We start from the raw sequence: 23403 nt of genomic DNA, 5'->3' as shown, positions 1-23403 counted from the left end.
GCGTGGCGAAATTCAGGCTTTGCGGCGCGCCTTGCCGGCCGTGACCTTGCCGCTCACATTGGCTGCGAGCGCGGCGGCGCGGGCGTGTCCGGCCGATATCTTCGGCATTTTCGGGCGTTGGGCCTTCGGCATGGGTTCGATTTCCCGCTCGATCTGCTTGCCGGCCGCCGCGGTGGCGACGCGCAGGTCGTAGGCGATTTGCAGATTGAGCCAGAACTGCGCGCTCGCGCCGAAGTAGCGCTCGAGCCGCAGCGCCGTGTCGGCCGAGATGGCGCGCTTGCCACGCACTACGTCGTTGATGCGCGGTGCCGGGACCCGCAGCGCAAGCGCGAGCGCGTTGACCGACATGCCGAGCGGTTCGAGGAACTCGCCGCGCAGAATTTCGCCCGGATGGCTTTCCGGGATGCTGTCGCCGGTGCCGATGTCCGAGAAATCGATGCTGCCCAGATCGGAGCGTTTGATGACCATGCCGGTCTCCCAATAATCAGTGATAGTCGACAATTTCGACATTCAGCGCCTCCCCTTCGACGAAATGAAAGCAGATGCGCCATTGCGCATTGGTCCGGATACTCCATTGCCCGCTGCGCTGGCCCTGCAATGATTCCAGCCGGTTGCCCGGCGGCGCATGCAGGTCGCGGATGGATTCCGCGGCGTCGATCATGAACAGCTTGCGGCGCGCGAGCGCCTGCATGTGAAGCGGCAATGGGTACACGAACTTGCCCTGAAAGATTCCCGCCGTAGCTTTGTCGCCGAATGTCGTGATCATGGGATAATATAACGCAATGCGTTAAACGTAAACCGTTAAATGAATACGTTTACTTTCGCCCCATCGGCACAAGTCGAACAGTCGTCCAGATGGCTAACGTTATCGCCGCGCGCGGCCGCGTCGTGCTTCCAAAAAAATGCAGGACGAAAAAAAGCCGGCAACGCGTGCCGGCTTTTCGATGCGACCACAGCGCTCAGGCGAGCGTTATGCCAACGCTTTCTCCACGATCTCGCGCACGTCGCGCGATTTCACCTGAGCCGCCACTTTCTCCAGCGCCGCGCGCATGCCGTCGCGCAGCGTTGGCGTGAAGCGGCGCCACAATTCCAGCGAGCGGGCGAGGCGGGCAGCCACCTGCGGATTGATGGCGTCGAGTGCGATCACCTGATCGGCCCAGAACGCATAGCCTGAGCCGTCCTCGGCATGGAACTGCGCGGGATTCGCCGCGCAGAAGCTGAAAATCAGCGAGCGCGCGCGGTTCGGGTTTTTCAGGTTGAAGGCCGGATGCGTCATCAGCTTACGCACGATCCCGATCACCGGACGTTGCGCGCTGCCACGCTGGGTGGCTTGCAAGGCGAACCATTTGTCGATGACGAGCGGCTCCTTTTCGAAGCGCCGGTAGAAGTCGTCCAGCGCCTGCTGCGCCTCGGCGCTGCCGCCATTCGCTGCCGACGCATTGAGCAACGCGGAGAGCGCCGCCGAGCGGTCGGTCATGTTGTTCGCCGCATCGTATTGCGCGGACGCGAGACGCACGGCTTCGGCAGGATCGTCGAGTTCCGCGAGGTACGACAGCGCGAGATTCTTCAGCGCGCGATGACCCGCCGCTTCGGGCGTGGCTTCATACGCACCCGGCGTGCGATGCTGCTCGTACACCTTGAGCCAGTCGCCCCTGAGAGCATTGGCAAGACGCTTGCGCACGAACTGCCGCGCGGCGTGCACGGCGGCCGGATTCGATTCGGCCATCTGCTCGGCGAGATACGCTTCCGAAGGCAGCATCAACGCGAGTTCGCGGAACGAAGGCGAGAGCGTTTCGTCGGTCAGCACGCGGGCGAACGCGGCCACCACGGAGTCGTCGAGTTGCAGCGGCACGCCGGTGGCGGCGCGTCCTGCAAGCGTGAGCAGTTCGCGCGTGGCGAGCCGCTGGCCGGCTTCCCACCGATTGAACGGATCGCTGTCATGAGCAAGCAGGAACGCAAGCTGATCCGCCGAATAGTCGTATTCGACGATTACCGGCGCCGAGAAATTGCGCAGCAGCGAGGGCAGCGGCTCCTGCGCCACGTTGACGAACGTAAAAGTCTGTTCGGTCTGTGTGAATTCGAGCACCCGCGTGGTGAAGGCCGAGGCCGTATTTTCGCCTTGCAATTGCAGCGGCAGGTCGCGGCCGTCCTTGCCGATCAAACCGATCGCGAACGGAATCAGCAGCGGGCCTTTTTGCGTTTCGCGCGCGGCCGGTGCGCCTTCGCCGTAGCCTTGCGTGAGCGTCACGCTGTAACGTTGCTGCGCGGCGTCGTATTGCGTGCGCACGGACACGCGCGGCGTGCCGGCCTGGCTGTACCAGCGCTCGAACTGCGTGAGATCGCGGCCGTTGGCGTCGGCGAGTGCGTGACGGAAGTCGTCGCAGGTCACGGCCTGGCCGTCATGACGCTTGAAATACAGGTCCATGCCCTTGCGGAAACCGTCGCGGCCGAACAGCGTCTGATACATCCGCACGACTTCCGAGCCTTTCTCGTAGACCGTCATCGTGTAGAAGTTGTTGATCTCGACGTAGCTTTCCGGGCGCACCGGATGCGCCATCGGACCCGCGTCTTCGGCGAACTGCATCTGGCGCAGCACGCGCACGTCTTCGATGCGCTTGGTGGCGCGCGCGGCTTCGTCCGTGGCGCCGCCTGCCATGTCGGCCGAGAACTCCTGATCGCGGAACACGGTCAGGCCTTCTTTCAGGCTCAACTGGAACCAGTCGCGGCACGTGACGCGGTTGCCGGTCCAGTTGTGGAAATACTCATGGCCGACCACGGCCTCGATGTTCGCGAAGTCGGTGTCGGTTGCCGTTTCCGGGTTCGCCAGCACGTACTTCGTGTTGAAGATGTTGAGCCCCTTGTTCTCCATCGCGCCCATGTTGAAGTCGCTCACCGCGACGATCATGAAGCGGTCCAGATCGAGTTCGAGCCCGAAGCGTTCCTCGTCCCAGCGGATCGAATGGATCAGCGAATCCATTGCGTGGCGGGTCTTGTCTAGGTCGTGCGGTTCGACCCACACCTGCAGCAGCTTTTCCTTGCCCGAGCCGCTCTTCACGCGCTCTTCCAGGGCGACCAGCTTGCCCGCGACCAGCGCGAACAGATAGCTCGGCTTTCTGAACGGATCTTCCCAGCGGGCGAAGTGGCGGCCGTCAGGCAAATCGCCTTCCTCGAGCAGGTTGCCGTTGGACAGCAGCACCGGATAATCGGCTTTATTGGCGCGCAGCGTGACCGTGAAGGTCGCCATCACATCCGGACGGTCGAGGAAGTAAGTGATGCGGCGAAAGCCCTCGGCCTCGCACTGCGTGAAGAAGTTGCCGCCGGACACGTAAAGGCCCGACAGCGTCGTGTTGTCAGCCGGATTGCAGATACTTGTGAGCGTCAGTTCGAACTGATCCGGCACGTTGTCGAGCCGCAAGCCGTGTTCGTGCGCGTGGGCGTGGGCGAACGGCTGGCCGTCGATCTCGGCGCCGACGAACTCCAGTTGTTCGCCCATCAGCTCCAGATGCGCGGCGCGCGACGCCTCCGGATTGCGACGCACGCGCATCGTGTTTCGGACAACCGTGCGTTCGGGGACCAGATCGAACTCCAGTGCAACGGTGTCGATCAGGAAGGCGGGCGGCGCGTAGTCGGCGCGGCGAATCACATTGGGCGTTGCGGTATCGGCCATGGCGTTCTGTAGTGTTGGAACTCGAGCCGGCGAGCGCGCTTCTGGCGCGCGGGCCGGGCATGTCGAGCCATTGTACAAAGCCTCGGCGAATTGTGCGGAGCGAACTTTTTACCGGGTCGGCTGGTCAGCGTATTATCGGGCGCCCGAGTGCGGGAATGCCTGTGCGTCGACGGGGCCGGGTTTGACGGACAAGTTTGACGGACAATACAGAAGCAACTTGGAAGCTTCACGAGGTAGACCATGAAAATCGATCGATGGACCCGCCACGCCGCGCTGCTGCTGGGCGCACTGGCGGTGCTGCTTTCCGGCTGCACGACCTACGTCACCACCCAGGTCACGGCCTTCTCAGACTGGAGCGGCAGTGACGCCACGCGCACCTACGCGTTCACGCGAGCGGCGGACCAGCAGAATAATCTCGAGCTCAGCACCTACGAGCGCCTGGTCGCGAACGAACTCGCCACGCATTCGTTCCGTCAGGTCGACAGCGCGCAGGCCCGCTATCTGGTCGGACTGTCCTATGGGATTCGTTCGGACGTGGTGACAGTTGCGGAGCCGGTGTATTACAACCCATGGCCGGCGCCGTACTGGGGTTATGGCCGGCCGTTCGATCCGTGGGGCCCGTGGGGCGCATTCCCGGCCACTTACGTGAACCAGAGCTATCCGATTTTCACCCACCTGCTGGGCGTGCGGATTACCGAGCGCGCAAGCGGCAAGGAGGTTTACAACGTGACGGCGCGCAATACGGGCGGCGAGTCCTCGCTGGTTCGGGCCATGCCGTATCTGGCGCGTAGCGCGCTGGCCGATTTCCCACTCGGCAACGGTGTGGTTCACACGGTAAAGATTCCGGTGGGTACGAGTGGCGGCCCGTCGAACGAAATGGTGGCGACCGGCACGGCGCCCGCCGCCGCGCCAATGCCGGCGTCCGGTGCGAAAGTCGTTCAGTAAATAGTACCTGGCTGACGACGCGTCGAATCGGCGGTGTCGGTGCAGGTTAAGCGGCCCGCAGGTCACACTGCCGGGCCGTTTTGCTTTTCGCCGTCGGCGGGCGTGAAGCTCTACGCCCAATACCGCACTCGGATATCCGCATGGCCTATCTTATTAGGGCAGATCCGAGTCGACCGTACGTGGCGAGACTTCCTTCTGAACGACAAACAACGCCAGCGCCTTCCAATCTGAAACACTTTTTAAGAAAGTAAATTGAAAGTATTACCGTATTTCGGCGAAATGGTTTCGACTTCAGAATCGGCGACAGCCGCGCTGCTAGCGGATAAAGGGTTCGTTCCCGAGCTGGAAAACGGCGCCGGAGGCCTCCGCCTACGCTTTTCAGCCGGGCGTCGTATGAGAGATACGGATACAGATGGATACGTCTTTCGAAGCTGATTTATCCGAGAATATTCAGTATGATTCCGGCGACCCTAGGGGCCCGCGACTATCCTTCAGACGAATTGACAAAAGGCGCCTAAATAATCGGGGGCCATGTGCCGTTAATCCGTTGAACCCTATTAGAAGATTGGATCGACCCCGGCTGGAGCTTGCCGGTCCGCGCGGCGCGTGAACGCTGTGACGGTGCCGTATTCCGTCAGGCGCTTCAGCCTCTCCTCGCTTCTACGCGCGAACCCGATATGCCCGATCTGCACTGGACCATTCCGGTCGCTCGCTGGTCTAGCTGGCCTGCTGCCGCATCTGCCTCACCCGATATCGGCTTCATCGAGCCGATCGTGCGGCGTCGTCTGAGCACTCTCTCCAGGGTGGCGCTGAAGGTTGCGCACGATTGTGTCGCCCGGGACGCGGTGCGGGTGGTGTTTGCCTCGCGCCACGGCGAATTGCGGCGCACCACGGATATCTTGCGCGCCATCAGCGCGGGCGAGCCGGTCTCGCCGACTGCCTTCAGCCTCTCGGTGCTCAATGCCATGACCGGCGTGTTCGGGATTGCGCGCGGCGACCGCTCCGCGGCGAGCGCGATCTCGGCCGGCGCGGAAACGCTGGGTTACGCGCTTCTGGAGGCCCATGCGCAATATGCCACGCAGCCGGATTCGCCGACGCTGCTGGTGTACGCGGACGAACCGGCCGATCCGGCATACGGCACGATCGAAGACGAAGTGCAGGGCGGCGCGATCGCGCTCCTGCTCGATAGCGAAACGGCGACGGGCGAGCTGGAGTGCACGGTGTCGCGCGCAGACCAATCAGACTCCGCGCCGGTGAGCGAAGCCCGCGCAGGCAAGACGGGCGAAACAGACGAAACAGGCGGTAAAAATAGCGCCGCCCCGGAAACCTTCTTCGCAACCCAGAGCCAGGCGCTGCAGCACTGTCTGGAAACCGGCCTGCCCACCGCCTGGCAAAACGCCGGCGCCACGTGGCATTGGAGGTGGCATGGCCGCGCGGCTTGATTACTTCTGGCGATTCTGCGCGACCGGCATGGCTTTCGTGGTCTTCGGGGTGTGCGGCGTGCTGTTTTCGGTGGTGGTGTTTCCGCTCGCATGGGTGTGGCCGCACCGCGCCTCGCGCCAATTCGCGGTGACGAGCGTGATTCACTGGTTTTTCCGCGCGTTGGTCGCGGTATTGCAACGCATCGGCGTGATGGAATTGGAAGTGTCCGGCGTGCAGGCCTTGCGCGCGGGCGGCCCGGCGATCGTGGTCGCGAATCACCCGACCTACCTCGACGTGATGGTGCTGCTGTCGCTCACGCCGCATGCCTGCTGCGTGGTGAAAAACGCGCATTGGAGCAACCCGTGTTTCTGGGGCATCGTGCGCTCGGCGGAATACGTCAGCAATGCCGATCCCGCCGAACTCGTCGAGGCCGGCGCGAAGCAACTGGCCGCGGGCTATACCATGATCATCTTTCCGGAAGGCACGCGCAGCCCGGCGCCGAACCGGCTGCACGCGTTTTCGCGCGGTTTCGCGCACATGGCGCTGAAGGTCGGCGCACCGATCGTCCCGGTGCTGATGGATTGCGATCCGCCCGCATTCACCAAGCAGATGCGCTGGTACGACGTGCCGGCGCGCGCGTTCAGAATACGCGTGAACGTGCTCGAGCCGCTCGGCGTCGACCAGCTCGCGGCTCATGACACTCCACCGGCTCTCGCGGCGCGCAGCGTGACGAGCGCCGTCGAAGCCCACATTACCCAGCACCTGTTCGATTATGGATTCTTTAAAACTCGAAATTAAACAGCTCCTGATCGAAGCGCTCGATCTGGAAGACCTGAGCCCGGCCGATATCGACGACGATGCACCGTTGTTCGATACCGACGGCATCGGCCTCGATTCGATCGATGCGCTCGAAATCGGCATCGTGCTGCGCAAACAATACCAACTGACCATCGCAGCGAACGACGAGCGCACGCGCGAACACTTCCGCTCGATCAGCACGCTGGCGGCGCTGGTGGCGAGCCAGCGCGAAGCGGTGCACGCTGTGAACGAAACAACCAGAAAGGGGGAGTAAATCGTGTCCGAGGCAGAGATTCTGGAGCGCATCCGCGCCATCTTCAAAGAGAACTTCGCGATCGAGCCCGAGCGCGTCACGCCCGAGGCGCATCTGTTCGAAGACCTCGATCTCGACAGCATCGACGCCGTCGACCTCGCGATCAAACTGCAGGAAATGACCGGGCGCCGCATCAAGCCGGAAGAGTTCAAGTCGGTGCGCACCGTTGGCGACGTGATTGGTGCAGTCGAATCGCTGCTGGCGGCACAGGGCTGATGGCCGCCGCGCGCTCGCGAACGCAAGCGGCGGCGGATCGGGCCGCCGATGCCTCGCCCGGCACTGAGCGCCACCTGGGCAAAACCGTCGTGCAGGTGCTCTTGAAGCTTGCCTACCCCGCGCTGATTCTGTGCGCGTGGAAATGGGACACGCCGCGCTACGTCGGCTGCATGCTGTTCGCGATCCTGTGGCTGCAGCGCTGGGCCGGCAGCGGGCCAGTCGCGACCTCGCTGCGGCGGCTTTCCTCGATCGACTGGACCGTGGTCGGCTTGCTGAGCTGCGCGTCGGCGGCGATCGTGTTGACCAATAGCGAACTGCTGCTGCGTCTCTATCCGTCGCTCGTCAACCTGGGCCTGTTGATCGCGTTCGGAGCGACGCTCGTGCGTGGGCCGTCGATGATCGAAAAATTCGCGCGCCTCGGCAATCCGAATCTGCCGCCGGGCGCGGTGCGCCACACGCTGCGCGTGACTCAGGTGTGGTGCGCTTTCTTCGCGCTGAACGGCGTGTTTTCCGCATACACGGCGTTGTACTGGAGCCGGGCGAGCTGGTCGCTCTACAACGGCGCGATCGCCTATGTGCTGATCGGCGTGCTGCTGGTGGCCGAGGTCATCTGGCGTTATCTGGTCGTGCTGCCGCGCGCCGCGCGTTCGGAGGCGGCATGATCGCGTTGCATGATCTGTTGTCGATGGCCGATGAGCCTGCTGCGGTGCCTGCACCCGTATGCCGGGACGGTGCCGCGGTGCTCGATCGCGCGGCGTTTCGCGCGCGTGTCGCTGTGCTCGTCGCCCTCGTGCAAACGCAAGACGCGCAACGCTACGCGCTGTGCATCGACGATCCGTTCGATTTTGCCTGCGCGCTATTCGCGCTGTTCGCGTGCGGCAAGGAGCCGGTGATTCCGGCCAACTCGACGCCGGGTTATCTCGCCGATCTCGCCGATGCGTATGAAGTCATGCTGACGGACGCAGACTTGCCGCCGTTCGCGTTTGCGGCAGATGCCGACGGTTTGACCGAGGCCACCGGCGGCGCTTTCGGCAAAGGCCCCGGCAACGCCAGCGTCAACGCCAACGCCGACGCCAACACCAACGCCGTATTTACAGCCAATGCCGACGCCGACGCCGACGCCAATGCCGTCCCGAACGCCAGCGCCGAAGCGGCTTCAGCGCAACCGAACCACTTCACCCACGCGATCGACCCCCAAGCCCCGCTCACGCTCTACACCTCCGGCAGCAGCGGCCGCCCCAAGCCGATTCGCAAGACGCTCGCGCAATTCAACGCCGAAGTGCACACGCTCGAAAAGCAGTGGGGTGCGCTAGTCGGCGACGCGACGATGCTCGCGAGCGTGCCGCATCACCACATCTACGGTTTGCTGTTCCGCGTGCTCTGGCCGCTCGCAGCGGGTCGCGCATTCGATCGCGCGGTGAGCATCGAGCCGTTGCATCTGCAAACGCAGATCGACCACGGCGGCGCAGCGGTGATCGTCTCGACACCTGCGCAACTATCGCGCTGGCCCGCGTTGCCAGGTTTCGCCGACCTGACGCCGCCGCCGCGCGCATTTTTCTCATCGGGCGGTCCGCTCGCACTCGAAGCCGCGCAGGAATACGCCGCGGCCTACGGCGCCGCGCCGCTTGAAATCTACGGCAGCACGGAAACCGGCGGCATCGCGTGGCGGCGCCAGGATCAGACCGATGCCTGGCAACCGGTGTCCGGCATCGAAGTGCGCCGCGACGAAGACGGCGCGTTGAATGTCCGCTCGCCGCATCTCGATCACGCCGGCTGGCATCGCACCGACGATAAGATCGCCTTCGACGCCGAGGGCCGTTTCCGCCTGCAAGGCCGGCTCGACCGCGTGCTCAAGCTCGACGGCAAACGCGTCTCGCTGCCGGAACTGGAAGCGCGCCTCGCGCTGCATCCGTATGTGGCGCAAGCGGCGCTCGTGCCGCTCGCCGGCGCCTCGCGCGAGCGCGTCGGGGCGGTCGTAGCGCTGACCGAAGCGGGCGGCGCGGCTTTGCGCGACGACGGCCGCGTGGCGCTCGCGAAAGTGCTGCGCCGGCATCTCGCCGAATATTTCGATGTCGTGGTGCTGCCGCGCCATTGGCGTTTTCGCGTCACGCTGCCGTTCGACGCGCGCGGCAAGCTGCCGGTGGCCGGCGTGGCGGCCGCGTTCGAACCGCGCGTCGAAGGCATGGAAGTGCTGTCCGAAGCGCGCAGCGGCGACACGCTGCACTACGAGTTACGCGTGCCGCCAACGCTCGTGCATTTCGCCGGCCACTTTCCCGGGCTGCCAATTCTTCCCGGCGTGGTGCAGGTTGATTGGGCAGTGCGCCTGGCCGCCGAGCACGTGCCGGCGGCACGCGCGGTGGCGTCGATCGATCGTCTGAAGTTCATGGCGCCGGTCTCGCCGGGCGCGGTGCTCAAGCTCACGCTCGCTCACGACGCAACGCGCCGTCGCGTGCAGTTCGCGTACCGCGTGAACGGCCGTGATTGCGCGTCAGGCGTGATCGTCTACGGGGAGTCCGTGTGATGACTTTCTCCCCCTGCATCGTCATTCCGATCTACAACCATAAGGATGCGATCGGCGCGACCGTCGCGCATCTGGCGGTGCACGGCCTGCCGTTTTTCGTCGTCGACGATGGCAGCGACGAGGCCACCCAGCAGGTGCTCGCCGTGCTCGCGCAGCAGTACGCGGGGCAACTCACGCTGCTGCGACTGCCGGTGAACGGCGGCAAAGGCGCGGCCGTGATGGCGGGATTGCGCGCCGCGCGCAAGGCGGGCTACACGCACGCGTTGCAGATCGACGCCGACGGCCAGCACGATGCCACCGACGTGCCGCGTTTCATCGAAGCGGCGCGTGCCGAACCGGGTGCGGTGATTCTCGGCCGTCCGGTCTACGACGAGAGCGTGCCGAAAGCGCGTCTTTACGGCCGCTATCTGACGCACGTGTGGGTGTGGATCGAAACGCTTTCGCTAACGATCCGCGACTCGATGTGCGGCTTTCGCCTCTATCCGCTGACGCTCGCCTGCAATCTGATCGACAGCGTGCAACTGCCCACGCGCATGGACTTCGACATCGAGATCCTCGTTCGCCTGTATTGGCGGCGCGCGGCATTCCGTTCGATTCCGACGCGCGTCACGTATGCGAGCGACGGCGTCTCGCATTTCGACGTGCTATGGGACAACGTACGCATCAGCCGCAGTCATACGCGGCTCGTGTTCGGCATGCTGTGGCGTCTGCCGATGCTGCTCGCGCATAAGGTCATGCCGCGCCGCTCCGCACTTGCAGGCGAGCAGGTCAAAGAAAACGAACAGGACTGGTGGCGCATTGCCGAACGCGGCAGCCATCTGGGCATGTCGCTGCTCGCGTTGAGTTGCAAGCTGTTCGGCCGACGTTTCACCGCGCTGTGGCTGCATCCGATCGTCGCGTATTTTCTGCTGACGGGCCGCGCCGCGCGCGAAGCTTCCAGCAACTATTTCAAGCATCTCGGCGAGGGCGCGCCGCACGGGAACACGCCGCGCCCAGGCTGGCTGTCCGCGTATCGCCATATGCTGGCGTTCGCGCAATCGGGCTTCGACAAACTCGCGGCATGGTCGGGCCGCGTGAACAACGCCGACGTCAAATTCGAAGATCCTTCGGCATTCGAAACATTAGTGGCGAGCGGCAAGGGCGCGCTCGTGATCGGCGCGCATCTCGGCAATCTGGAAATGACCCGCGCGCTCGCCGCGCAGGGCGCTTATGCGAAGGTCACGGCGGTCGTCTATACGGAACACGCGCGCCGCTTTAACAGCGTGCTGGCCTCCGCCAATAGCGAGTTCGCGAAGCATCTGCTCGAAGTCAGCGACTTCGGTCCCGAGACCGCGATGATGATGCAGGAGCGCGTCGATGCCGGCGAGCTGCTGGTGATCGTCGGCGACCGCGTGCCCGCGCACGAAGCGGGCCGCACGACCGAAGCGCAATTTCTCGGCTCGACCGCGCCGTTCGCGCAAGGTCCATATGTGCTCGCGCATGCGTTGGGCTGTCCGGTCTATCTGTTCTTCTGTCTGAAAGAGCGCGACGGCTACCGTCTGTATTTCGAACCGTTTGCCGAGCGCATCGAATTGCCGCGCCGCGAACGCGCGCAGCATCTCGCTGCGTGGGCACAGCGCTACGCCGTGCGTCTCGAACACTATTGCCGCAAGGCACCTTATCAATGGTTCAATTTCTTCGATTTCTGGGCCAGCCCCAAGCGAGGCGCGAATGGCCGAACATGATCTGATCGATGTGCAGGATGCGGGCGCGACCGTGAACAACGCGGCCGTCGTGATCGGCGGCCGCAAGCTGACGATCGAAGAGGTCGTCGCGATTGCGCAGCATCGCGCGCCGGTCGCCTTGAGCGACGATCCGGCATGGCGCGCGCGCATCCAGCGCGGCGCGGATTTTCTACGCCGCCATCTGGCCGCGGGCGCGACAGTGTACGGCGTCAACACCGGTTACGGCGACGCCTGCGTGGTCGACGTGCCGATGGAACTCGTCGAAGCCTTGCCGCTGCAGCTCACGCGTTATCACGGCTGCGGCATGGGCCAGTATCTCGACGACGCGCAAACACTCGCCGTGATCGCCGCGCGACTCAACTCGCTCGCTTATGGTTTTTCCGGCGTGCGTCCCGTGTTGCTCGAACGTCTGGCCGATCTGGTCAATCATCGTGTGCTGCCGCGCGTTCCGTCGGAAGGCTCGGTCGGCGCGAGCGGCGATCTCACGCCGCTCTCATATGTGGCCGCAGCGCTCGCGGGTGAACGCGACGTGATGTTCGAAGGGCGTTTGCGTGACGTACGCGAAGTGTGGGCCGAACTCGGCCATGCGCCGCTCACGCTCGCGCCGAAAGAAGGGCTCGCGCTGATGAACGGCACGGCCGTGATGACGGGCCTCGCCTGTCTCGCGTTCGCGCGCGCCGATCATCTGACGCGGCTCACGGCACGTCTGACTGCGCTATGCACCGTCGCGCTCGACGGCCGCGCCGCACACTTCGACGCGATGCTCTTCGAAGTGAAGCCGCATGCCGGCCAGGCGGAAGCCGCCGCATGGATTCGCGATGACCTGTCAGGCCGCGACGACACGCCGGGCCACCGTCTGCAAGACCGTTATTCGATTCGCTGCGCGCCGCATGTGATCGGCGTGGCGCGCGATGCGCTGTCGTGGGTGCGTCGCGATGTCGAGAATGAACTGAACAGCGCGAACGATAACCCGCTGATCGATCCGGACAACGAACGCGTACTGCACGGCGGCAACTTCTACGGCGGCCATATTGCGTTCGCGATGGACTCGCTGAAGGTCGCGGTTGCCAACCTCGCCGATCTGATGGACCGGCAACTCGCATTGCTGGTCGACGTGAATTTTAATAACGGCCTGCCGCGCAATCTGTCGGGCGCGGCTCCCGCGCGCGCCGCGATCAATCACGGCTTCAAGGCGGTGCAGATTTCGTCGTCCGCGTGGACTGCGGAAGCCTTGAAGAACACGATGCCCGCTAGCGTCTTTTCGCGTTCCACCGAGGCGCACAACCAGGACAAGGTCAGCATGGGCACGATCGCCGCGCGCGACTGCTTGCGCGTGCTGGAACTGACCGAGCAGGTCGCCGCCGCGCATACGCTCGCCACCGTGCAAGCCGCGCGCCTGCGCCTGAAGATCGACAGCGCGACGCCGGTGCCGGCGCCGCTGCAGGCGTTCATGGACAGCGTAAGCGCACAGTCGCCATTCGTCGACGAAGACCGCGCGCTAGAACACGAACTGCGTGCGCTGACCGCGCGCATTGCCGCGTGCGATCTGGCGAGCGACTATCGCGGAGGATCGAACGCATGACCGATCCCCGCAAAGTGCTGAGTGCGAGCGCGACGGTGGAAGTGCCGTTCCACGATGTCGACGCGATGAACGTCTGTTGGCACGGCCATTACCTGAAGTACTTCGAGATCGGCCGCGCGGCGTTGTTGCGCGCGTTCGACTACGACTATCGTGAGATGCAGGCGTCGGGTTATCTGTGGCCGATCGTGGAAGCGCATCTCAAGTACGTGAAGCCGGCCACCTACGGTCAGCAGATCGAAGTGCGCACGCAACTGCTCGAACACGAAAACCGCCTGAAAATAGGCTATGAAATCGTCGACTGCGCGACCGGCACGCGATTGACCAAGGGTTATACGATCCAGGTCGCGGTCGATGCCGCCACTCAGGAGTTGCAGTTCGTCTCGCCGCCGGTTGTGTTCGAGAAGCTGGAGCGCGTATGGGGACGATGAATTTCCGCGTCGTGATCGCGGGGGCATTGAGCGCGCTGAGCGTGCTCGCGGCAACCGTCGTATCGACGGAGCCCGCGTCGGCCGCGTCGCCTGTCTCGACGAAAGAAGCCGCGTCCGGCAATCCCGCGCTCGTCTCGCAGATCGCTGCGCACCTCGCGCAAGCCAAGGGTGTGCGCGCGCAATTCACGCAGACGCAAACCCTCGCCGCGATGAAGCAGCCGCTGGTGAGCACCGGCTCACTTCTGTTCTTCCGCGAACGCGGCGTGATCTGGCAGATCGACACGCCGTACAAAGCCACCTACGTGATCACCGATGCCGGCGTAACCGAAGTCAACGCCAACGGCCAGCGCGTCACGGCCCACAGCGCGCAGGGCACGCGCGGCGTCGCGCAAGTCTCGAAGATGATGCGCGCGATGCTCGGTGGCGATCTATCGGCGCTGTACTCGCAATTCGACGTGCAGGCCGAAGGCAGCGCCGCGCAATGGCGCATGCAACTCACGCCGAACCAGCCGCAGATCGCGCAGTCGATCAAAGGTCTGGAGATGAACGGCGGCGACTATCTGCAGCGCTTGCGCATTACGCTCGCGAACGGCGACATCACGCAACTCGACTTCACGAAGAGCGCGGCCGTGACCGAACTCACCGCGGCCGAACGCGGTCTGCTCGGAGCGCCGTAATGGACATGCTGCAACAGCGATCCGCGAAACAGGCGTGGGGCATGCGCGCCGCGTGGCTGCTGCTCGCGCTCGTTGCGGCACTCTATTGCGGCTGGCGGTTCGCGGGGCCGTCGCCGTTGCAAACCAATCTGCTCGCGCTCTTGCCCGCGACTGAGGCCGACCCGATCGCGGAAAAGGCGGTCGATACACTGGCGAGCGCGCTCGGCGACCGCACCGTTTTCCTCGTCACCAGTAACGACGACGCGCACGCGAAAGTCGCGGCGAAACAACTCGGCGCGACCTTGCAAAAGAGCGGCGCATTCGGTTCGGTGACCGCGGAGTTGCCGCCGTTCGATTTGTCGCAGATCGCGTCGCTGTACATGCCGTATCGCTTCGGCTTGCTGGCGCCCGCGGATCGCGCGGCGCTCGCGAGCGGCACGGTTGGCACCACGCTGCATGACGCGCTCGCCCAGCGCATCTACAGCCCGCTGCGCGGCGGACTCACCACGCCGCTCGCCGACGATCCCTTCGGCTGGCTCGAACACTGGCTCGACGGACTGCCGCTCGCCACTTCGAATCTCGAACTTGAAGACAACCTGCTGGTTGCGCATCGAGGTGCGGCCACCAGCGTGCTGATCGTTGCGACGCTGCCGGGCTCCGCTTACGAAACGAAGACGCAGCACGCGGTACTCGCGGCACTCGCCCAAGGCGAAAGCGCGTTGAAGCAGTCGTTCCCCGATGTCTCCGTGGCGCGAACCGGCGCCGTCTTCTACGCGGAATCGGCACGCAGCGCGTCGGAACATGAAGTGCATCTGATCGGCGTCGCGTCGCTGTGCGGTATCGCGCTGCTGATGATGTGGGTGTTCCGTTCGCCGCGTCTGTTGCTGCTCGGCTTCGTGTCGACCGCGCTCGGCGTTGTCTGCGCGCTGGCGGTCACGATGCTGATATTCGGCAAGCTGCATCTGCTGACGCTCGTGTTCGGCGCCAGCCTGATCGGTGAGGCCGTCGACTATTCGATTCAGTACTTCGTCGTGTATCTCGGCGCGCAACGCGATTGGGACGCTCGGCGTGGCGCGCGCGCGGTGCGTCCCGCGTTGAGCGTGGCGCTTGCGACGAGTCTGCTCGGCTACGCGATCCTCACATGGGTGCCGTTTCCCGCGCTCAAGCAGATCGCCTGTTTCGCGATTGCCGGTATTACGACGGCGTTCGCCTCCGTGCTGTGGCTGCTGCCCGCATTGCTCACGCGCGCGCCCAAACGCAGCCCCAGGCGCGTGTTCGCAGGTGCGGCGCGCGTGCTGACAGTTTGGCATCGCACGATCGGTGGCAAGCGGGCGTGGTTCGTGGCGGCGCTGTTGCTGCTGCTCGCGATTCCCGGCTGGCTGCGTCTGACCAGCGACGACGATATCCATCTGCTGATTCAGCGCGATCCCGCGCTCGTCGCGCAGGAAGACAAAGTGCGTGCGGCGGTCGGCGTGGATAACAGCGCGCAGTTTTTCGTCGTGCGCGGCGAGACGCCCGAGGTCGTACTTCAACGCGCGGAAGCCTTGGGCACGAGACTGGATGCATTGAACGGCACCGCGAACAAGGTCGGCGGCTATCAATCGGTCGCGCAGTTCGTACCGTCCGCGAAACAGCAGAATGAAGATCGCGCGTTGCTTGCGCAGCATGTGTTCAATGATCGTGCGGCCTTGCGCGCCACGCTCCTGCAAGCCGGTTTCAAGGACGAAGTCGCCGACGCCTGGCTCGCTGCTTACGCCAAGCCGCAAACGCCGCTCACGATCGATACGTGGCTCGCGGCGCCGTGGTCGCAACCATACAAACACCTCTGGCTCGGCCAAGTCGATTCGTCGACGAAAGCCTATGCGGCGGTCGTCATTCCGCAAGGCGTGACGCCGCAGAACGAACCCGCCTTGATCGCAACCGCGCAAGGCTTGCCCGGTGTCGTGTTCGTCGACAAGGCCGCCAGCGTGTCGAAGCTGTTCGGCGCGTATCGCGTGGATAGCGGCTGGTGGCTCGGCGGCGCGCTTGCCCTCGTACTCGTCCTGCTGATGCTGCGCTACAAATTGCGCGGTGGCGTTGCCGTGACCTTGCCGGTGCTGCTCGCGGTGGGCGTCACGCTGGCCGTGTTCGGCTACGCCCACGTACCGCTCAATCTGTTTAACTGGCTCGCGCTGATGCTCGTGCTCGGCGTGGGCGCAAACTATGCCGTGTTCCTGCGCGAAGGCTGCCTGCGCGCGGACGCGGATCTCGGCGCGGTATGGACGGGCGTGCTGCTGTCGGCGGCCACGACATTGTTATCGTTCGGCATGCTCGGCATGAGCGCAATGCCTGCGCTGAAGAGCTTCGGCGCGACACTCGCGCTCGGCATCGCGGTCTCGGTGCTGCTCGCGCCGATCGGCATGCCATCGGAATCAAGGAGGGCCGCATGAAAGCGCCATCAGTCTATTTGCACGCGCTCGGCATGATCAACGCGCTCGGCGGCGACCTCGACAGCATTGTCCCAGCGCTCGCCGCCGCTCGTTCGCCGGGTATGGCAAACGCGCATACCGGGATCGGCGAGGCGTTCGTCGGCAGCGTACTCACGCCGCTGGATCTTGCGCCGCCCGCCGCACTCGCGCGTTACGACTGCCGCAACAACCGCTTGCTGCTCGCCGCGCTGACGCAGATCGGGCCCGTTGTCGAGGCGGCGCGCGAGCGCTACGGCGCGCATCGCATCGGCGTGGTGCTCGGCACCAGCACGTCGGGTATCGAAGCCGCTGAAGCGGCGTTCGTCTATCAGGCGCAGGCGGGCGATCTGCCCTCGAACTTTAATTACCGGCAAATGGAAATCGGCACGGCCGCCCCGTTCGCCGCCGCTGCGCTCGGTCTGCATGGCCCGGCGTTCACCATCTCGACCGCGTGCACGTCGAGCGCGAAGGCTTTCGCGTCCGCGCGCCGGTTGCTGCAATTGCAACTGTGCGACGCCGTCGTGGTGGGCGGCGTCGATTCGCTGTGCGAGCTGACGGTGCAGGGTTTCGCATCGCTCGAATCGACCAGCAACGTGCGCAGCAATCCGATGAGCCGCAACCGTTGTGGAATCAACGTCGGTGAAGGCGCGGCCGTGTTTCTCATGAGCCGCGACGAAGCGGCGGTGCGGCTCGCGGGCGTCGGCGAATCGAGCGACGCGCATCACATTTCGTCGCCGGACCCGCAAGGGGTGGGCGGCGAACTCGCTTTGCGCGCGGCGCTTGCCGATGCGGGCATCGCGTCGTCGGCGATCGGTTACGTGAATCTGCACGCCACCGCCACACGCAAGAACGATGAAATGGAAGCGGCTCTGATGTCGCGCGTGTTTCCGCAAGGCGTGGCGACGAGCGGCACCAAACCGTTGACCGGCCACCAGCTCGGCGCTGCGGGCGCCACCGAACTGGCCTTCACGTGGCTCCCGCTGGCGCATGACGACGTGCCGCTGCCGCGTCATCTTTGGGACGGCGAGGCTGATCCCGCGTTGCCCGCGCTGGACCTCATCGTTAGCGAGCGCTTCATGCCACAAGGTGGCGCGCAATACGCGATGAGCAATTCATTTGCCTTCGGCGGCAGCAATGTCAGCCTCGTTCTTGCCCGATGAGCCAGCCGATGAACCCCACGCCCACCGTTGACGAACTGGTCCAGCAGCCGATCGAAGCGATCATCCCGCATCGCGGCACCATGCTGCTGATCGACTCGGTTGACAGTTTCAGCGAAGAAACGCTGACTGCGCGCGCCACGGTGCGAGCCGACGCCTGGTATGCCGACGCCGATGGCGCGATGCCCGCGTGGATCGGCATCGAACTGATGGCGCAGGCGATCGCCGCGCACGTCGCGTTGCTGGCCATGCGCGGCGGCGGCCGCGCGCGGCCCGGCGTGCTGCTCGGCTCGCGCAGCTACAAGGCATTGCAGCCGTCGTTCGAGGGCGGCGCGCAGTTGTCGGTCCACGTGGTGGAACTGCTGCGCAGCGAAGAGGGTCATGGCGCCTACGAATGCATGATCCGGCACGGCGACGCGGTGTGCGCCGAAGCCGTCATCAAGGTCTTTCAACCGCGCGATTTTCAGTCATTCATCGAAGGGAGCTTCAGTTCATGAGCCGGCGTGTTCTCGTTACCGGCGCAAGCCGCGGCATCGGCCGCGCGATTGCGTACAAGTTGGCCGCCGATGGTTTCGCGGTGTCCGTGCATTGCCGCACGGGGCGCAGCGAAGCCGATGCGGTGGCGACGGGCATCGCCGCACAAGGCGGCACGGCGCGCGTGCTGCAATTCGACGTGCGCGAGCGCGCGGTGTGCCGCGAAGTGCTCGAAGCAGACGTTGCGGCGAACGGCCCGTATTACGGCATCGTGTGCAGCGCGGGCGTGACGCGCGACGCCGCATTCCCCGCGCTCACCGAAGAAGATTGGGACATCGTGATCGAAACCGGTCTCGACTCGTTCTATAACGTGGTCCATCCGTTGACCATGCCGATGGTGCGCGCCCGCAAGGGCGGCCGCATCGTCACGATCGCTTCGGTGTCCGGCGTGATGGGCAATCGCGGCCAGGTGAACTACAGCGCGGCGAAGGCCGGTCTGATCGGCGCGAGCAAGGCGCTCGCCGTCGAACTGGCGTCGCGCAACATCACCGTCAATTGCGTGGCGCCGGGTCTGATCGAGACCGGCATGCTCGATGAAATGCCGCTCGAGCAGGCGCTCAAGACGGTGCCGATGAACCGCGTCGGCCAGCCTGCCGAGGTGGCGTCCGTGGTCAGCTTCCTGATGTCGGATGCGGCCTCGTATGTCACGCGTCAGGTGATCGGCGTCAACGGCGGGATGATCTGATGAAGCGCGTCGTCATAACCGGCATGGGCGGCGTCACGGCGTTGGGCGATAGCTGGGACGTGATCGAAACGCGCTTGAAGAGCGGCGTGAACGCCGTGCGCCGCATGCCCGAGTGGGATTACTTCGAATCGCTGCATACGCGGCTGGCGTGTCCGCTGCCGGGCTTCACGACGCCCGCACATTATCCGCGCAAGAAGACGCGTTCGATGGGTCCGGTGTCGATGTACTCGGTGCGCGCCAGCGAACTGGCGCTCGCCGACGCGGGCCTTGCCGACGACGACACCATCAAGGGCGGCCGCATGGGCGTCGCATATGGTTCATCGTCGGGCTCGGTGCAGCCGATCCGCGCGTTCGGCACGATGCTCGAAACCGGCTCGATGAGCGACGTCACGTCGAACAGCTACGTGCAGATGATGCCGCATACCACCGCGGTCAACGTCAGCCTGTTCTGGGACCTGAAAGGGCGGATCATTCCGACCTCGTGCGCATGCGCGTCGGGCAGTCAGGCGATCGGCTACGCGTATGAAGCAATCCAGAGCGGCAAGCAGACACTGATGCTGGCGGGCGGCGCGGAGGAATTGTCGGGGCCGGCGGTCGCCGTGTTCGACACGCTGTACGCCACCAGCACGCGCAACGACGAGCCGCATCTCACACCACGTCCATTCGACGCCGCACGCGACGGCCTCGTGGTCGGCGAAGGCGCGGCCACGCTGGTGCTCGAAGAATATGAACATGCGGTGGCGCGCGGCGCGCGGATTCACGCTGAGATTGTCGGCTTCGGCTGTAACTCGGACGGCGCGCATATGACCCAGCCGACCGCCGAAACCATGGCGCTCGCGATGCGGCTCGCCCTCGACGACGCGCAACTGCCGCCCGAAGCGATTGCGTATGTGAACGCGCACGGCACCTCGACGGATCGTGGTGACATCGCCGAAAGCCATGCGACCGCGCAGACCTTCGGCGCGCGCATGCCGATCAGCTCGCTCAAGAGTTACGTCGGCCACACGCTCGGCGCGTGCGGCGCGCTCGAAGCGTGGTGGACCATCGAGATGATGAAGCGCAACTGGTATGCGCCGACCTTGAACCTGGAGAATGTCGATCCGGCCTGCGCGCCGCTCGATTACATCGTCGGCACGGGCCGCGAAATCGACGCCGAGTATGTGATGAGCAACAACTTCGCGTTCGGTGGCATCAACACGTCGCTGGTTTTCAGGCGCGTTCGATGAGCGTCGCGATGCAGCGCGTGGTCGTGACCGGCATGGGCATCGTGTCGTGTCTCGGCAATACGCTCGATGATGTTTCCGCTGCGTTGCGCGCGGGCCGCTCGCGAATCGAACGGATCGAGGCATGGCGCGAGCGCGGCTTCGGCTCGCAGGTCGCGGGCGTTGCGTCAGTCGCGCATGAGACGCCGTTCGAGCGCAAGCTCGAACGCTTCATGGGCGACACAGCGCGGTTTGCGTGTCATGCCGCGCGCAAGGCGATCAACGACGCCGGGCTCGACCCGACGCACTTGCGCTCGCCGCGCGCGGGCACGGTGATCGGTTCGGGCGTCGGCAACATGCTGAGCTACGACGCGGCCATGACTGTCGCCAACACACGCGGCGTCGAGAAAGTGCCGCCCTACGTCGTGCCGCATGCGATGAGCAGCACCGCGTCGGCCAACGTCGCGCAAGTATTTGGCCCCGAAGGTGTGAGCTACTCACCGTCCTCGGCGTGCACGACTTCGGCGCTCGCAATCGGCCAGGCGATGCAACTGATCCAGACCGGCCGCCAGCAGATCGTGCTGGCCGGCGGCAGCGAATCGTTGCACGACAACATGACGCTGATGTTCGACGCGATGGGCGCATTGTCGCGCTGCTTCAACGACACGCCGCAGACGGCATCGCGCCCCTACGACACGGAGCGCGACGGTTTTGTGATTGCGTCGGGCGGCGGCGTGCTGGTGCTCGAAGCACTCGATCACGCGCTGGCACGCGGCGCGCGGATCTACGCGGAGCTCACAGGATTCGGCGACTGCACGGACAGCGCAGGCATGGTCACGCCGCGCGCGGCGGGGATTGCGCGCGCCATGCGCGGCGCGCTGAACGAAGCGGGCAAGCGGCCCGACTACATCAACACACACGCACCGTCGACCCCACTCGGCGACCTGGAAGAACTGCACGCGTTGAAGGAGGTGTTCGGCGCGGCGTTCGACCATCGCGTGCCGGCGTTTTCGTCGACCAAGGGCATGACCGGGCATCCGCTTGGCGCGTGCGGCGCGCACGAGGCGATCTACACACTGCTGATGATGCGCGACGGCTTCATTGCGGGTACGGCGGATATCGACACGCCGGAGCCGGCGCTCGACGGCATGCCGCTCGTGCGCACGACGCGCGACGCGCGCATCGGCACGGCGATGTCGGTGTCATACGGGTTCGGCGGCAGTTGTGCGAGTTTGGTGTTCGAAGCATGGCAGGGCGGCTGAAACGGTCGCGACTTTAATAAAACGAGGGTGATAAGAATGAAAAGAACAGGTGTATTGGGTGCGCTGGCAGTCATGGCGCTGACGCTGACGGGTTGCGCCACGCAGGTGAAGTCGCTGCCGCTCGCCGCGGCCGGCGGCGAATCGCGCGGCAACGTGCCGGTGTATTTCGGTCAGCAGGATCACCCGGCGGTCAAGAGCAGGTTGGGCGATGTGTCGTACTCCGTGCGGATCGCGCGCAAGGTCGCCGATCCCGACGACGCCTGTCACGAAGCGCTTGTCGAAGCGGTGCGGAAACTGCGCGCGGCGGCCAACGAACGCCACGCCAATGCCGTCATCGATGTGTCGACGCGTTTTCATAGCACTGAGAGCAACTCGTCGACGGAATTCACCTGCGGCGTGAGTCCGAGCGCCGCCGCGATTGCGGTGAGCGGTCAGCTCGTCGTGCTGGAATCGAACTGAGCCGAACCAGGCTGATTGAAATAGGACTCACAGAGCAACAACAACCACCAAGGAGTCTCAATGAAACGCCATCTGCTGTTTGCTGCATTGTTTGCTTCGTTTGCCACGCTGAGCGCTGCGCCGGCTTTCGCTCGCGATACCGTCAGCTACTTTCCGGTCGAGCAGGCCTTGCAAAGCGAACCGGGCAAAGTGAGCGAGGACATCGGGCTGTATTTCGCGGGCCAGCGCCATCCGGCTGTCGTGAAGACGATAGGCGAATTCGCGACCAACAAGAAGACCAACGCGTTCGGCAAGAGCGATTTGCAAGCCTGCCAGCACGTGTTTCTCTCCGCCGTGATCGAGTTGCAGGAACGCGCGCGTAAGGAAGGCGGCAACGCCGTGATCAACATCAAGAGCAACTACAAGAACGAATTGCGTGAGAGCGCCACCGAGTACACTTGCGGCGCCGGCGCGGTGGTTGCCGGCGTCGCGTTGACGGGCGAAGTGGTGACGCTGCGCAAGTAAGAATGGGTCCGCGCAAATCAGCGCGGAGAACTGCACATGCGCGCGAGGCAAGCAGGAAGGCGGTGTACGCCGCCTTGCGCTGTTTTATCGCATCAGGCGCGTGCCTTGCTGCGCATTAACTGGCTTTGACCGCCGCGACATTGACCAGCGTTTCCCGACGCTTGCCGGGTTGCGGATGAGACAGCCCGAGCCGTTCGAACAGACCGAAGTCTTTCGCGCGGCTCCACCAGAGGTAGGGCAGCGACACGTTGCGCTCGCTGAAGTGAAAGCCGCCGCGCCGGATCATGTCGAGGTAGCCGTCGGCGCTCTTTTGCACGTGCATCGGATGACGGAACAGCAGCCGGATCACCCACGATTTGATGTACGCGTCGGTGGATTCGGCGAATAGCAACACGCCGCCCGGTTTGAGCACGCGGTGGAACTCGGCGAGCGCGCGGTCCTGCTCGACGAGGTGGTGGAAAGTTTGATGGCAGAACACGATATCGGCGCTTGCGTCGGGCAGCGGCAGTTTCGCGCAGTCGCCGTGCAGCAGTTCGATATCTGCCAGCTTGTCACAGCAGGCGCCCGCGGCCTGAGCGGCAAGCGCCAGCGACGGCTCGTGGAAGTCGATGCCGACAAGGCGGCGCGGCTTGAACGCCTGCGCGAGCAGACGGAAGGAAATGCCTTGGCCGCAGCCGACGTCGACGATCACCGGCGCCTCGGGCAAGGGCGTATCGATCAGGCGTTTGAGGTCGTTGATCGCGACCCGCAGCACATGATGTTCCCAGGTATAGGTACGCAGGAACCAGATCCCGAAAGCCGTTTCCGGCACGAAAGGCACACTGGATGTTTCGGATGGCGACACGCTGGGCTCCCCGCGAAATGGCGTCTTGCTGTACCCG

General features: G+C 64.6%; 23 protein-coding genes. 19 read left to right on the top strand and 4 right to left on the bottom strand.

The features are described 5' to 3' along the window. Positions 1-12: 12 nt before the first annotated feature. The 3 genes from B0G80_RS11495 to pepN all read right to left on the bottom strand — a co-directional run bounded on the left by B0G80_RS11495 (position 13) and on the right by pepN (position 3667). Complete coding sequence (locus tag B0G80_RS11495) at positions 13-468, bottom strand: HigA family addiction module antitoxin (protein WP_116118069.1); 456 nt, start codon at positions 466-468, stop codon at positions 13-15. Positions 469-484: 16 nt separating this feature from the next. After that, positions 485-766: a type II toxin-antitoxin system RelE/ParE family toxin gene (locus tag B0G80_RS11490; RefSeq protein WP_116118068.1), complete on the bottom strand. Its 282-nt coding sequence runs from the start codon at positions 764-766 to the stop codon at positions 485-487. A 204-nt stretch (positions 767-970) separates the two neighbouring features. Continuing rightward, complete coding sequence (gene pepN, locus B0G80_RS11485; protein WP_116118067.1) at positions 971-3667, bottom strand: aminopeptidase N; 2697 nt, start codon at positions 3665-3667, stop codon at positions 971-973. Between the two features lie 240 nt (positions 3668-3907). On the opposite strand from pepN, the gene B0G80_RS11480 reads away from it, so the two are divergent. The 19 genes from B0G80_RS11480 (at position 3908) to B0G80_RS11390 (ending at position 22522) form a co-directional block, all read left to right on the top strand. Continuing rightward, positions 3908-4612 carry a DUF4136 domain-containing protein gene (locus B0G80_RS11480; protein ID WP_116118066.1) on the top strand — a complete coding sequence of 235 codons (705 nt, stop codon included), beginning with the start codon at positions 3908-3910 and terminating at the stop codon, positions 4610-4612. Positions 4613-5289: 677 nt separating this feature from the next. Next, positions 5290-6054 (top strand): beta-ketoacyl synthase chain length factor, encoded by a 765-nt coding sequence (locus B0G80_RS11475; RefSeq protein ID WP_116119630.1) that lies wholly within the window; start codon positions 5290-5292, stop codon positions 6052-6054. Further along, positions 6038-6832, top strand: a complete 795-nt coding sequence (locus B0G80_RS11470; protein ID WP_116118065.1) for a 1-acyl-sn-glycerol-3-phosphate acyltransferase — start codon at positions 6038-6040, stop codon at positions 6830-6832. The genes B0G80_RS11475 and B0G80_RS11470 overlap by 17 nt, the downstream gene beginning before the upstream one ends. Next, a complete protein-coding gene (locus B0G80_RS11465; RefSeq protein WP_106283313.1) occupies positions 6807-7106 on the top strand; it encodes a phosphopantetheine-binding protein in 300 nt (99 codons plus the stop codon). Before B0G80_RS11470 ends, B0G80_RS11465 begins: the two co-directional genes overlap by 26 nt. Before the next feature lie 3 nt (positions 7107-7109). Continuing rightward, the gene (locus B0G80_RS11460; protein ID WP_007180827.1) at positions 7110-7361 is read left to right on the top strand and encodes an acyl carrier protein; all 252 of its coding nucleotides are present in this window, start codon (positions 7110-7112) and stop codon (positions 7359-7361) included. Beyond that, positions 7361-8023, top strand: a complete 663-nt coding sequence (locus B0G80_RS11455) for a hypothetical protein (RefSeq protein WP_116118064.1) — start codon at positions 7361-7363, stop codon at positions 8021-8023. The genes B0G80_RS11460 and B0G80_RS11455 overlap by 1 nt, the downstream gene beginning before the upstream one ends. After that, positions 8020-9882, top strand: a complete 1863-nt coding sequence (locus B0G80_RS11450) for an AMP-binding protein (protein WP_116118063.1) — start codon at positions 8020-8022, stop codon at positions 9880-9882. Before B0G80_RS11455 ends, B0G80_RS11450 begins: the two co-directional genes overlap by 4 nt. After that, positions 9882-11606 (top strand): glycosyltransferase, encoded by a 1725-nt coding sequence (locus tag B0G80_RS11445; RefSeq protein ID WP_116118062.1) that lies wholly within the window; start codon positions 9882-9884, stop codon positions 11604-11606. The genes B0G80_RS11450 and B0G80_RS11445 overlap by 1 nt, the downstream gene beginning before the upstream one ends. Next, on the top strand, positions 11593-13188 hold the full coding sequence (hutH, locus tag B0G80_RS11440; protein WP_116118061.1) for a histidine ammonia-lyase: 1596 nt from the start codon (positions 11593-11595) through the stop codon (positions 13186-13188). Before B0G80_RS11445 ends, hutH begins: the two co-directional genes overlap by 14 nt. Beyond that, positions 13185-13616, top strand: coding sequence for a thioesterase family protein (locus tag B0G80_RS11435; protein ID WP_106283308.1), 432 nt, complete (start codon positions 13185-13187; stop codon positions 13614-13616). Before hutH ends, B0G80_RS11435 begins: the two co-directional genes overlap by 4 nt. Further along, the gene (locus B0G80_RS11430) at positions 13604-14293 is read left to right on the top strand and encodes an outer membrane lipoprotein carrier protein LolA (protein WP_106283307.1); all 690 of its coding nucleotides are present in this window, start codon (positions 13604-13606) and stop codon (positions 14291-14293) included. The genes B0G80_RS11435 and B0G80_RS11430 overlap by 13 nt, the downstream gene beginning before the upstream one ends. Then, a complete protein-coding gene (locus tag B0G80_RS11425) occupies positions 14293-16701 on the top strand; it encodes an MMPL family transporter (protein ID WP_116118060.1) in 2409 nt (802 codons plus the stop codon). Before B0G80_RS11430 ends, B0G80_RS11425 begins: the two co-directional genes overlap by 1 nt. After that, complete coding sequence (locus B0G80_RS11420; protein ID WP_116118059.1) at positions 16698-17879, top strand: beta-ketoacyl-[acyl-carrier-protein] synthase family protein; 1182 nt, start codon at positions 16698-16700, stop codon at positions 17877-17879. Before B0G80_RS11425 ends, B0G80_RS11420 begins: the two co-directional genes overlap by 4 nt. 8 nt (positions 17880-17887) lie before the next feature. Further along, on the top strand, positions 17888-18373 hold the full coding sequence (locus B0G80_RS11415) for a hotdog family protein (protein ID WP_116118058.1): 486 nt from the start codon (positions 17888-17890) through the stop codon (positions 18371-18373). Continuing rightward, on the top strand, positions 18370-19095 hold the full coding sequence (locus B0G80_RS11410) for a 3-ketoacyl-ACP reductase FabG2 (RefSeq protein ID WP_106283304.1): 726 nt from the start codon (positions 18370-18372) through the stop codon (positions 19093-19095). The genes B0G80_RS11415 and B0G80_RS11410 overlap by 4 nt, the downstream gene beginning before the upstream one ends. Further along, positions 19095-20321, top strand: coding sequence for a beta-ketoacyl-ACP synthase (locus B0G80_RS11405; RefSeq protein WP_116118057.1), 1227 nt, complete (start codon positions 19095-19097; stop codon positions 20319-20321). The genes B0G80_RS11410 and B0G80_RS11405 overlap by 1 nt, the downstream gene beginning before the upstream one ends. Beyond that, positions 20318-21559: a beta-ketoacyl synthase N-terminal-like domain-containing protein gene (locus B0G80_RS11400; RefSeq protein ID WP_116118056.1), complete on the top strand. Its 1242-nt coding sequence runs from the start codon at positions 20318-20320 to the stop codon at positions 21557-21559. The genes B0G80_RS11405 and B0G80_RS11400 overlap by 4 nt, the downstream gene beginning before the upstream one ends. Positions 21560-21595: 36 nt before the next feature. Continuing rightward, a complete protein-coding gene (locus B0G80_RS11395) occupies positions 21596-22018 on the top strand; it encodes a signal peptidase (RefSeq protein ID WP_106283301.1) in 423 nt (140 codons plus the stop codon). A gap of 60 nt (positions 22019-22078) precedes the next feature. Then, positions 22079-22522 (top strand): excinuclease ABC subunit A, encoded by a 444-nt coding sequence (locus B0G80_RS11390; protein WP_116118055.1) that lies wholly within the window; start codon positions 22079-22081, stop codon positions 22520-22522. 115 nt (positions 22523-22637) lie between these two features. Here the strand turns inward: B0G80_RS11390 and B0G80_RS11385 are convergent, their stop codons facing one another. Beyond that, positions 22638-23366 (bottom strand): class I SAM-dependent methyltransferase, encoded by a 729-nt coding sequence (locus B0G80_RS11385; RefSeq protein ID WP_116118054.1) that lies wholly within the window; start codon positions 23364-23366, stop codon positions 22638-22640. Positions 23367-23403: the final 37 nt, after the last annotated feature.

It is taken from the genome of Paraburkholderia sp. BL6669N2 (assembly GCF_003387275.1).
GTDB lineage: Bacteria > Pseudomonadota > Gammaproteobacteria > Burkholderiales > Burkholderiaceae > Paraburkholderia.
This window is presented reverse-complemented; position numbering and strand designations above follow the sequence as displayed.